This is a genomic window from Pseudomonas avellanae BPIC 631, assembly GCF_000444135.1.
In the GTDB taxonomy this organism is placed as follows: domain Bacteria; phylum Pseudomonadota; class Gammaproteobacteria; order Pseudomonadales; family Pseudomonadaceae; genus Aquipseudomonas; species Aquipseudomonas avellanae.
Genome location: NZ_ATDK01000249.1, coordinates 1 through 11,346, shown reverse-complemented (window position 1 = coordinate 11,346; position 11,346 = coordinate 1). Strand labels below are relative to the sequence as shown.

The window sequence follows — 11,346 nt, the reverse complement described above, 5'->3', positions numbered from 1 at the left end:
CCTACGCCCTGCGGGCAGAAACACGCTGTGTGGCAGCGGACCGGGCGACGCTTCGCTTGTCCGCGAACTGCAGGGAACCGGCAGCAAAACCAGCCGCCTCGCAGATCAGACAGAAGCCCGCCCTGATGGCATCCTGAGACGGTTATATCAGTTGACCTTGACCTCGTTGAACTTGAGTACGTTGTCCTTGTTCTCGCGATCACGGAAGGACAGCTTCAAGGCAGGCGACTGCTTGACCTTGCCCTTGGCCGCTTCAAACGTCATTGTCACGCGGGTAGGGACGTTGCGGATCAGCTGGAAATTGTCCCCGCGGTCGGACTTGGCATCGCCGACACGCATTTGCGAAAGGCCCAGCGCGCCACCGGTTTCCTCGAACAGGCTGATCGGGTTCACAAAGCGGAAATCCCGGTCTGCACTCTTGTTGGTCAGCTCCAGTGTACAGGTCGGCGATTGGCCGTTCTGGTCACAGCCCAGCAACTCGATGTCCAGGTTGTCCACGTTTTCGGAACGCTTTCCGAATATGTTGGCGTTGTCATTCTCGGTGAACAGTGTCTGGCTGCGGGCGAAATCGACCGAGGGCTTGGCGTACTCGCCGCCCAGTTTGAAGAACACCGCGCAGAGAAACAGAGCCAGTCCCAACCAGACGCCGAGCTTGAGTACCGAGGGAAGCTTTCTGGCGAGGATTGCGATGTACAGGCCGCAGAGCATCATGGCAGTGCTAACGATAATGATCAGGGTTTTCCAATTGATGAAATCAACCCTGAGGCCAAGAACAGCAGGGTCTGGAAAAAAGTACGTGAAAATACTCCACATGGCCCCGATCATGCCGGTAACGCTTATCGATATTTTGGCTAGAATTGCGTAAAACTTGCTTGTTCGTGGTGCTGCGTCCATTGCTGTTTTGCCTTGTTCGGGTTGCGGAAATGCGTACCGATGCGCTTGAACAGCAGTATCGGCGGGTTAGGGGCCTTGGGATGAGGCGTCTGTACAATCCGTGTTCAATCGCGCAGATCCAGAGGTGCCGGATACGCGAGCCTAGAGGTGCGAGAGAGCCAGAAGGGCGATGGGCTATGCCATCGCCGCGGCATTATCCTGCAATTGGATCACAAAGTGCAGCGTTTACGCATTCTGCCTGGATCGATCCCTGAGCAACGCCAGCAATGCAGTCAGCGGCAGCAGCGTGCCTGCGATCAACACCCAGGTCCAGCCGCCGTGATCGAACAACGGGCTGGCCACCGCCGAGCCAATCGCGCCGCCGATGAAAATGCTGGTCATGTACAGCGCGTTGAGTCGGCTGCGGCTCGCGGCGTCCAGTGCATAGACGGTGCGCTGGCCCAACACCATGCTGGTCTGCACGCAGAAATCCAGCACCACGCCGGTTATCGCCAGGCCGATCACGCTGTAGACCGGATGAACAAGGCCCGGAAGAAAGCTCAATGCCCCGAACAACAGTGCGCCCAATGACGCTATCCGCGTATAGCCTGCGTCTGCCAAACGGCGGCTGATGGGCGCCGCGATGGCACCAATGGCACCGATCAAGGCAAAAAGGGCGATCTGGGTTTGCGACAGCCCGTGATTGCGCGACAGCTCCAGCGGTACGGCGGTCCAGAACAGGCTGAACGTCGCAAACATACAGGCCTGATAAAAAGCACGCTGGCGCAGTACAGGCTGGGTCCGCAACAGGGTCCAGAGCGAGAACAGTAACTGGCCATAGGAAGCACGGTGGTCAGGCGCGCGTTTGGGCATGGTGGTCGCCAGCACCACGCTGATACCGATCATCACCACGGCCGCCGAACCGAACACCGCACGCCAGCCAAAATGGTCAGCCACCAGGCTGGCGATGGGCCGCGCGAGCAGAATCCCCAGCAGCACCCCGCCCATGATGCTGCCAACCACCCGGCCGCGCGATTCTTCCGGTGCCAGATGCGCCGCCAGCGGGATCAGCATCTGTACCGACACCGAGCTGAAACCGACCAGCAACGAGACCAGCAGAAACAGATTCGGCTGCTCGGCAAATGCAGCGCCCAGCAGGCTGAGCACCGCAACCGCCGTGGTGACCAGCATCAACCTGCGGTTCTCCAGCAAATCACCCAGCGGCACCAGAAAGAACAGGCCCAGCGCATAACCGATCTGCGTCAACGAAACGATCAGACTGGCCGCCGTACTCGACAGCCCGATATCCGGGGCAATCAGCTCGATGATCGGTTGCGCGTAGTAGATATTGGCGACAATCGCGCCGCAGCAGAAGGCGAACAGCATCACCAGACCGGGCGTCATGGTCACGGTGTTGTGCGCAGATTGGGACGAGTGGGGCATGGAAAGTCTCGCTTGAGCGTAAACCTGGCAAGCACGTCAGGCGCGTCTGTCAGGCGGGATGTTGACTGATGGCAAGCGGGCTAACGGTTTTGTTGGGGGATAAGTAGGTGCGGCGAGTTGATACAGGATATTTCTGTGAGTGATGGGTGGAAATGAGCCAATGTGTGGCGAAGTCTTCACGGTACGCACAGTAATGCCATAATGCCGACCGTCATCGTGTTCTGGATCAATCCCCTCAGGGACCTTCATGGAAATCAAAAGCTTCAGGCTTATCAATGTGGGACGTTTCAGCGATCTGGAAGTCGCTCTGGCGCCTACCGAAAGGCACCCATCGAAGGTGACCGTGCTGGTCGGCAATAATGGGGCGGGGAAGACTACGCTGCTCAAGTCTGTCGCTACAGCATTGAGCTGGCTGGTAGCGAGGGTCAAAACGCCTAAAGGTGTTGGAATCAGAATCAACGAGGATACGATTCAGAACGGCGCGGCGACTTCTTCAATTCGTGTTGACGCTTACAATGACCAGATTATCGACCCGCTGATTTGTGGAGCTGATTTTTACTGGGAGATTGCCGGAACTCTCAAGGGGCGCAAAGCTACTTCGTCTACTGTGCTGGGCGAGCTGAGTATGCTGGCAGAGGGGTACCGCTCACAGTTGACGGCCAAAAGCGATTCATCTCTTCCTCTTCTGGCCTTTTATCCAGTTGAACGCTCAGTGATTGAGATACCGCTCAAAGTCCACGCCAAACACACCTTCGATCAACTGGACGGCTACGACAACGCCTTGGGTCGTGGAGTGGACTTTCGCCGCTTTTTCGAGTGGTTCAGGGAGCGCGAAGACAGCGAGAATGAAACGGGTATCTCGACAGAGCTGCTGAATGAACTGTCTCAAAAAATCCTGGTTGATACAGAACTCTGGAAAGTACTGTCCAGAGAGCATGCCTCGTCGCGTGACCGCCAGCTGACTGCGGTCAGAAATGCGGTCGCAGCCTTCATGCCCGGCTTCACAAACCTGCGCGTCAAACGCAAGCCGCGCCTGCATATGGCGATCGATAAAAATGGCAAGACGCTGAACGTGTCCCAGCTGTCGCAAGGCGAAAAATCGATGATGGCGCTCGTCGGCGACATCGCCAGACGCCTCGCTATGATGAACCCGGCGCTTGAAAACCCATTGCACGGCAATGGCATCGTCCTGATCGACGAAGTTGATCTGCACCTGCACCCCAAATGGCAACGCAGCCTGATCGCCCAGCTCACCACGACGTTCCCCAATTGCCAGTTTCTCCTGACCACGCATTCGCCGCTGGTCATCAGCGACAGCAAGGATGTGCTGGTGTATGTCATGGACGATGGGCAGTTGCGTGAGCAGGATGGTCTTTACGGGCTCGATGCCAATCAGGTGTTGTTGAGTGTCATGGACACGGACATCCGAAACGAGGCGGTTCAGGCGTCTCTGGATGAAATGCAGCACTTTTTGATCAGAGGGGAGCTTGATGAGGCTCGAACTATTTATGGAGTGCTGGCTGGCGAGTTATCTGCAGATCACATCGAATTGGCCAAGGCTTCGCTACTGATCCGCAAGCTGGAATTACGTCGTGCGAAAGATTGAGAAGGGAAGTCTCGCATTGCTGGAAAAATGGAAGCGTGCGAACAAAGGAAAGAAATACACCGACCTCGTGGGGCGTGAAGATATCAAGGATGCCATTCGTCATGCCTGTGTCACCGAGCAGCATGGTTTGTGTGCCTATTGCTGCTGCAGAATCACCACTGAGAAAGACAGTGCCTGCAATGAACATGTTGAAGCACAGCATCTAGCACCGAATCGAACCCTGGATTTCGGCAACATTGTCGCGAGCTGCACCAAGCCCGGGCGGTGTGACGATGCTCATGGCCATCAGCCGCTACCGCTCACGCCGCTGATGATCGAATGTGAAAAAGAGTTGCAGTTTGAGCTTTCGGGTCTGGTTGCAGGCACCACGCCTCGGGCACGCGAATGCATCAAGGTCCTTAACCTGGGCGATACCCGTAAGTCCAATAAAGGATTAATCGAGGAGCGTAAAAAAATGATTGATGCGTTGTTACTCTCCTACGGAGTAGATCCCGCCGAGCCGGTTGTTGAGGAAGATGGGATTCTTGATCTCTTGATAGAAGACATGGTGAGGGTAGATATCCAGAAAGAGCTTCAGGCCTTTTCCCCCGTTCTGGTCAATGTGATTCGTCGGCTCAAGGCTTGGTAGGTCTCCTGGGCCGAGCCCTTGCGGGCCTGCTCGGCAAATGCCTGCAAATCAGCTTGCTGGCCGTTTGATCCCATAACTCACCACATACAACGCAGGCAGAAAAAACAACGTCAGCAGGGTAGCGATGGCGATGCCGCCGATCATGGCGATGGCCATCGGCCCCCAGAAGACCTCGCGGGCAATCGGGATCATGCCCAGGCTGGCGGCCGCTGCAGTCAGCAGGATCGGTCGGCAGCGATGTTCGGTGGCTTTGACTACGGCTGACCAGGCGCTTTCGCCGGCGGCGATGAACTCATCGATCTGCGTCACCAGAATCACCGAGTTGCGAATGATGATGCCGATCAGCGCCAACACGCCGAGAATCGCCACAAAGCCCAGCGGGTAGCCGGACATCAACAGCGCGGCGACCACGCCGATCAGCCCCAGCGGCACCACGCTGACGACCAGCAGGAGCTTTTTCACGCTGTGCAGCTGAATCATCAGGAAGCTCACCACCAACAGCAGCATCAGCGGCACAACCTTCAATATCGGCCCTTGCGAACGAGCGCTGGCCTCGACGGCGCCGCCGGTGGCGACCGAGTAGCGCAAAGGTAAACCGGCGCTGAATGCCTCGACCTCAGGCTTCAGTTGCTTGACCAGTGCGGCCGGTTGCAGCTTACCCAGTACGTTGGCTTTAAGGGTGATGGTCGGCAGCCGGTCGCGGCGCCAGACCAGCGGCTGTTCCTGTTCGTAACTGAGTGTGGCGAATGCCAGCAGCGGTACCGTCGAGCCATTGGGCGTCGGGATCTGCAGGTTGCTCAGGGTCTGTATCGAGCTGCGTTCGTCGCTTTCGGCGCGGCCTACCAGATCGACCAGATAAGTGCTGTCGCGCACCTGCGTGATGGTCGTGCCGGTGACCAGGCTGTTGAGGATCTGTGCCACGTCTTCGGACGACAGGCCAAACTGGCGCACTTTGTCCTGAGCGATGTCGATTTTCAACACCTTGCCCGGCTCGTTCCAGTCGTAGATGACCTGACCGATATTGGCGTTGGCGTCGAGAATGGCGGCCAACGCCATGGCCTGGCTGCGCACCTGTTCGATGTCCGGGCCGCTGACCCGGTACTGCACCGGCCAGCCGACGGGCGGGCCCATGTTCAGCGGCTGGACGTAGCCACCTACGCCGACGTAGTCATCACGAAAGCGCTGGCGCAGGCGTTCGATCAGGCGATCCCGCGCTGCGCCGCCCTGGCTGACGATCACCAGTTGCCCATAAAAGGGGTTGCTCAGTTGCTGGTCCAGCGGCAGGTAGAAACGCACCGCGCCTTTGCCGACATACGAACTCCAGCGCAGCACATCGGGATCGTCCTTGAGCGTTGCTTCAAAGCGATCCATGGTCTGGCGTGTGCCTTCGATGGAGCCGTTTTGCGGCATGTAGATATCCACCAGAATCTCCGGGCGGTCGGAGTCCGGGAAGAACTGGTTCTGCAGCAGTTTGCCCGCAAACAGCGAGCCGACGAACATCAGTAACGTGATGCCGATCACCCACCAGCGCTGCTCCAGCGTCTTGATCAACAGGCGGCTGAAACCGCGCATCCATCGCCCCGGCGCAGCATGCTGTGCCGACGCCTTGAGAATGTGCACGCCGATCAAAGGTGCAAACAGCACCGCCACCAGCCACGACAGCAACAGGGCCACGGCAATGACCGCGAACATGGTGAACACGTATTCGCCCGCTGAACTGGAATTCAGGCCGATGGGCACGAAACCGGCAACCGTCACCAGCGTACCGGTCAGCATCGGGAAGGCTGTCGAGGTGTAGGCAAAGGTCGCGGCTTGCTGCAAGGAGTCGCCGCTTTCAAGGCGAGTGACCATCATTTCGACGGTGATCATGGCGTCATCCACCAACAGCCCGAGGGCGATGATCAGCGCACCGAGCGAAATGCGTTGCATGGTGATGCCGCTGTACTCCATGAACACGAAGACCAGCGCGAGTACCAGCGGAATCGAGCAGGCGACGACCAGGCCTGCACGAACCCCGAGGCTGATGAAACTCACCAGCAGAACGATCAGGATCGCCTCGAACAGGGCGTGAGTGAAACCGCCGATGGCCTTCTCGACCACTTCGGCCTGGCTTGATACCAGGTGCACGTCGATGCCCAGCGGCAACTCGGTGGTCAGGTCGTCGATGCGCTGCTGTAACTGGGTGCCGAACGCCTGAATGTTACCGCCCTGTTTCATGGCCACGGCAAGGCCGATGGCCGGCTGACCGTTGAAGCGAAACAGCGAGGAGGGCGGGTCGGCGTAACGGCGTTCGATGGTCGCCAGATCGCTGAGGCGAAAGAACCGGTCGCCGAAGCGCAGGTTGACGGCCTCAAGGTCTTCTTCACTGCTGAACTGACCGCTGGCCCGCACGGCGATGCGCTCGGGACCGGCTTCCATGACGCCTGCGGGCGTCACCGAATTTTGCGCTTGCAGGCTTTGCAGCACCTGACGCTGATCAATGCCCAGCGCCGCGAGCTTGCGAATGGAGAAATTCAGGTAAATGACTTCGCGCTGCGCGCCGAGCAGTTCGATCTTGCCCAGGTTGGGCACGCTGCGAATGTCGGCGCGCACTTGCTCGACGTAGTCGCGCAACTGGCGGAACGACAGCCCGTCGGCGGTGAACGCATAGATGCTGCCGAACACGTCACCAAACTCGTCGTTGAACGCCGGGCCCTGAATGCCGCTGGGCAGTTCGCTGCGCACATCGCTGATTTTCTTGCGCACCTGATACCACGCCGCCGGGATATCGGCACTGCGGGTTTCGCTCTTGAGAAACACGAAAATCGTCGATTCACCGGCCAGCGTGTAACTTTTCACGTAGTCCAGCGCGTCGATTTCCTCGAGCTTCTTTTCCAGTCGGTCGGTGACCTGTTGCAGGGTGTCGGGCAGCGTCGCGCCCGGCCAGCGGGCCTGAATGACCATGGTCTTGATGGCGAACGACGGGTCTTCCTCGCGGCCCAGGTTCAGAAACGACCAACTGCCCATCAGCAGTGAAACAAACATCATGTACCAGACCAGCGTGCGGTGTTTGAGCCCCCAGGCCGACAGATTGAAGCGCTGCCTCACAAACTGACCTCGCGTTGCATGCGTATCTTCTGTCCGGACTGCATGCCGTTGACGCCGGCAGTCACCACTTTTTCGCCTTCGTGCAGTTCGCCGCTGACCTGTACTTTGGCGCCCCTGCGCGCCAGCACCTGCACCGCGCGCGGGCTCAGTGTCGAGGTTGCAGGGTCGATCACCCACACCTGATCCTTGCCGTTGCGCGCCAGCACGGCGCTGGCGGGCAGCTCATGAAAGGCCGGGGCGTCGCCGCTTATTTCAACCGTCACTGTGGAGCCCAGACGCAAACCGTCCGGTGTGTGCTGCAAGGCCAGGCGGACGCGCTGAGTGCGCGTACCCGCATCGATCTGCGGGGCCAACTGGCGAACGCTGGCGATCACCGACACCTGCTCATCAAGCTGGGAAATCACTCTGATCTGCCGACTCTCATCCAGCGAGGCCAACAGCCCGACGGGCAGGTCGACCACGGCTTCGCGGCTTTCCGGGCGGGCAAGGCTGACCACCGCTTGCCCGGTGGCCATGACCTGACCCACTTCGGTTTGCCACTGGGTCACCAAGCCGTCGAATTCGGCGGTAAGGCGGGTGTAGGCAAGGTGGTCACCGGCTTGTTGCACCGCTGCGTTGGCCTGATTGAGGAGTGCGTCCTGGCTGCGCAGGTCGCTGTTCAACTGGTCCAGACGCGCCCGCGAGCCGACGCCTCGGGTGTACAGCTGCTGGTAGCGCGTTTGCTCGTCGCTCAGTTGTTGCCAGGCAGACCGGGCTCTGCTCAGTTCTGCCTGACGGGCACGCAGTCGGTTTTGCTGGTCGCTGGGGTCGAGGGTCGCCAGCAGGTCGCCTTTGCGCACCCGATCACCCATCTCGGCATGCCGGGTGGCCAGGCGTCCGGCGATGCGAAAGCCCAGTGCAACCTCATGTTGCGGCTGGATACTGCCGGCAAAACGACCATAGGAGGCACTTTGCGGATCGGCTATTTCGGTGAACAGCACCGGGCGATCAATCACGTCGCGCAGCGGTTCGTCGCGACAGCCCGGTAGCGCCACGATCAGCGCGCAGAGTAGCCAGTGAAAATGTGACGGTCTTGATCCTGTGGCGGTGCCGTTCATTGCGCAGGCTCCGCTGTCGCCAGCGAAACGGCGGGCTTGACTGACGCTTGCTCGGCCACCTCGACCTGTTGTCCGGGGTGGAGAAACTGCAGCCCTCGGGAAACCACCCGATCGCCTTCGTTCAGCCCTTCGGAAACGATCACCTGGCCCTGTTCGTAACGCAGCACTTTCACGCGCGTCAGGCGGACTTTCGCCTGGTCGTCCAGCCGCCAGATTGCCGGCTGACCCTGGGTGCGGCTCAACGCCGACCAGGGCAGGGCGAATGCCCGTTGCGATCGGGTCTGCAAGCGTGCGCTGACCACCGAGCCCAGCGCCGGTGCGATGGCAGCGTCCGGCAATGCAACGCGTACCCGCAGTGTGCCGCTTGCGGCGGAAACAATCGGTGTGATCTCGCGGATGGTGCCGCTCAATTGAATGCTCGGTTGCCCCAGCGGGCTGATCGTTACCGTGCCTTCGGTCTGGTCGGCATCTAGCAGCGATTCATACGCCGAAAATACCGCCTCGCGCTGGCCGTCATGGGCAAGGCTGAAAACCGGCGTGGCGGCCTGTACCACCTGGCCTTCCTCTGCATGGCGCGCAGTGATGACGCCATCGGCTACCGCGAACAGCTCGGTGTAGCCTACCTGGTCACGCGCGTTGGCCTGTTGCGCTCGCAACGCCGCCAGATCCCCCCGCGCACTGTCCAGGCCGGAACGTGCCTTCTGGTATTCACTGAGGTTGGTGTAGCCCTTGGGCAGCAGTAACTGCTGACGCTGATAATTCTGCTCGGCTAGGTGCAAGCGTGATTCCCGCACGGCCACTTCGGCATCGGCCGACGCCAGGTCGGTTTTCTGTTCTCGTGGGTCGAGTCTGGCAAGTACTTGCCCGGCCCGCACCCGGTCGCCGACATCCGCATAGCGTTTGACCAGCTTGCCGGACACACGGAAGGACTGTTCGGTGACTTTTCGCGCCTGAATATCGCCCGTCAGAACCACACTGCTGGCGACGTCTACCGATGCAACCGGTTGCACCGCGACCCGCACCAGCGCCTTTTCTGCGGGTTTCCCTGCGGAGCAAGCGCCGAGCGAGAGCAGCGAGATGAAGCCCAGCACCAGACCGGACTGGAAGGAATTGAAGCGCTGTGACCGAATATTTCCGGGCACACGGCAGCACGAACGCAAAAGCGTCGCCAAGCAAAGAGTCATCAACGAATAGCACTGCCCAGTCAGATAAGCCGACACCCACGAACCACAACGTCACGCCGGAAAAGCTGTGCGGCTTTCCGGACGCGGGCGAGGGTGCTTCAGGCCATTGCGGTGACGCTTGGCCATACCTGTTGGCTGGCTTCTGTGCCCAGGAAGGACAGTGCAGTCTTTTGCGAGTGGTGCCAGGCAGCCTTGCTTTCCAGATCAAGAAAGTGTCCGGTGTCCGGAACTACGTTGAAGCTGCTTTTGGCAATGTAGTTGGAAAACATACGCGCATCTTCAACAGTGGTGTATTCATCTTTTTCACCGTTGATGAACAGCACCGGGATCTTGATCGAGGAAAAACGCTCGACGTAGTTGCTGGCGCTTAGTGTGCGGATCTGGCTGATGTGAAAATCGATCTGACCATATTCGTGCTCGGCAAGGCCGATCAGGTGCTTGTAGTTGTAGAGTTTGAAAAGACGCGGCAGGTGCTTGCCGACGGTGTCGTTGAGCAACGAGCCGATCTTGCGTTTTTCGCGTGCGGCCAAGTAGACCTGGGCCTTGTCGATGTAGTCGAGCATCGGCTCGTTGAGCACTGGAGAGAACGAGCTGATGATCGCTTTTTCCACCGAAGCCGGGCATTCCGCCAGGGCCAGCAGGGCCGATACACCGCCCCAGGAGACCGAAAGCAGGTAGTTGACTTGATACAGGTCGATGAGCTGAAGGAGGATCTGTACCTCATCTTCCTTGCTGACGATCATCTCGTCGGGGTTGTGCGCCCGGGATTGCCCCGAGAACGGCAGGTCGAACAACACGAGGTTGTAGTGCGGTTGCAGGTACTTGACCGTCTGCCCGAACGAGCCGGTGGTTGAGAGCGCACCGTTGACCAGCAAGATGGTCTTCGCGTCACTGCTTTTCCAGTAAGTCTCGGTGTAAACCTTGTACTCACCCACGCTTAAAATCTTTGATTGTGCGCCCATAACAGCCTCCCAGCCGATGTTGATCCAGTAATTTAGTGCAGCGTTCTCTGCTTTGGCAGCCATGCCAAAGCCTCGCCTGGTTAGTGGCGAAATCCGGTGAGTTATTATTTGGGGTGAAGCAGACACGTTGCAGCAGGTGCATAAGTTGCCCGCTATAAATAACGCAGTGCTGACGGACCGACAAGTCACTGACGTCATAAAAATGTCTAGCCGTTCACATTTTTTCCGAGGGGCGATGCGGTGAGGTGGATGCACGGAGTGGATTTGTTTGGGGAAAAACGCAATATCGAGGCATAAAAACGCATTTTTTGAGTGGAACTTGTCAGCGCTGAAACGGTCAAGCTGCATGCTTTTCTGTAACATCTAGTGTACTGTTTGCGAAATAATTTACCCGTGTCCCGCAACCTAAGTTATTGATAAAATTTGAATTTTACGTTAGTTAGTAGCTGGTTTTTTCGAAAACAGT

8 protein-coding genes are annotated in these 11,346 nt (G+C 58.7%); 2 read left to right on the top strand and 6 right to left on the bottom strand.

Going from position 1 to position 11,346, the window contains the following annotated elements; translation table 11 throughout:
• Nucleotides 1-147: 147 nt before the first annotated feature.
• Together DW49_RS0114100 and DW49_RS0114095 are read right to left on the bottom strand one after the other, a co-directional pair.
• Nucleotides 148-894, bottom strand: coding sequence for a hypothetical protein (locus DW49_RS0114100; RefSeq protein WP_005618905.1), 747 nt, complete (start codon nucleotides 892-894; stop codon nucleotides 148-150).
• A 225-nt stretch (nucleotides 895-1,119) separates the two neighbouring features.
• The gene (locus tag DW49_RS0114095) at nucleotides 1,120-2,316 is read right to left on the bottom strand and encodes an MFS transporter (RefSeq protein WP_005618904.1); all 1,197 of its coding nucleotides are present in this window, start codon (nucleotides 2,314-2,316) and stop codon (nucleotides 1,120-1,122) included.
• A gap of 247 nt (nucleotides 2,317-2,563) precedes the next feature.
• On the opposite strand from DW49_RS0114095, the gene DW49_RS0114090 reads away from it, so the two are divergent.
• Both DW49_RS0114090 and DW49_RS0114085 read left to right on the top strand, forming a co-directional pair.
• Entirely contained in the window at nucleotides 2,564-3,922 is a 1,359-nt protein-coding gene (locus DW49_RS0114090; protein ID WP_005618903.1) for an AAA family ATPase, read from the top strand.
• Nucleotides 3,909-4,550: an HNH endonuclease family protein gene (locus tag DW49_RS0114085; protein WP_024420578.1), complete on the top strand. Its 642-nt coding sequence runs from the start codon at nucleotides 3,909-3,911 to the stop codon at nucleotides 4,548-4,550. Before DW49_RS0114090 ends, DW49_RS0114085 begins: the two co-directional genes overlap by 14 nt.
• Before the next feature lie 48 nt (nucleotides 4,551-4,598).
• Here DW49_RS0114085 and DW49_RS0114080 read toward each other — a convergent pair whose 3' ends face one another.
• The 4 genes from DW49_RS0114080 to DW49_RS0114065 form a co-directional block, all read right to left on the bottom strand.
• Nucleotides 4,599-7,637: an efflux RND transporter permease subunit gene (locus DW49_RS0114080; protein ID WP_005618901.1), complete on the bottom strand. Its 3,039-nt coding sequence runs from the start codon at nucleotides 7,635-7,637 to the stop codon at nucleotides 4,599-4,601.
• Complete coding sequence (locus tag DW49_RS0114075) at nucleotides 7,634-8,734, bottom strand: efflux RND transporter periplasmic adaptor subunit (protein WP_005618900.1); 1,101 nt, start codon at nucleotides 8,732-8,734, stop codon at nucleotides 7,634-7,636. Before DW49_RS0114075 ends, DW49_RS0114080 begins: the two co-directional genes overlap by 4 nt.
• Nucleotides 8,731-9,918: an efflux RND transporter periplasmic adaptor subunit gene (locus DW49_RS0114070; protein ID WP_029768758.1), complete on the bottom strand. Its 1,188-nt coding sequence runs from the start codon at nucleotides 9,916-9,918 to the stop codon at nucleotides 8,731-8,733. Before DW49_RS0114070 ends, DW49_RS0114075 begins: the two co-directional genes overlap by 4 nt.
• 98 nt (nucleotides 9,919-10,016) lie before the next feature.
• Complete coding sequence (locus DW49_RS0114065) at nucleotides 10,017-10,943, bottom strand: alpha/beta fold hydrolase (RefSeq protein ID WP_005618898.1); 927 nt, start codon at nucleotides 10,941-10,943, stop codon at nucleotides 10,017-10,019.
• Nucleotides 10,944-11,346: the final 403 nt, after the last annotated feature.

Bases quoted from the DNA above. Each gene is read 5' to 3' on its own strand.
- DW49_RS0114100 (WP_005618905.1), bottom strand. From the start codon at position 894: ATGGACGCAGCACCACGAACAAGCAAGTTTTACGCAATTCTAGCCAAA.
- DW49_RS0114095 (WP_005618904.1), bottom strand. From the start codon at position 2,316: ATGCCCCACTCGTCCCAATCTGCGCACAACACCGTGACCATGACGCCC.
- DW49_RS0114090 (WP_005618903.1), top strand. From the start codon at position 2,564: ATGGAAATCAAAAGCTTCAGGCTTATCAATGTGGGACGTTTCAGCGAT.
- DW49_RS0114075 (WP_005618900.1), bottom strand. From the start codon at position 8,734: ATGAACGGCACCGCCACAGGATCAAGACCGTCACATTTTCACTGGCTA.
- DW49_RS0114070 (WP_029768758.1), bottom strand. From the start codon at position 9,918: ATGACTCTTTGCTTGGCGACGCTTTTGCGTTCGTGCTGCCGTGTGCCC.
- DW49_RS0114065 (WP_005618898.1), bottom strand. From the start codon at position 10,943: ATGGCTGCCAAAGCAGAGAACGCTGCACTAAATTACTGGATCAACATC.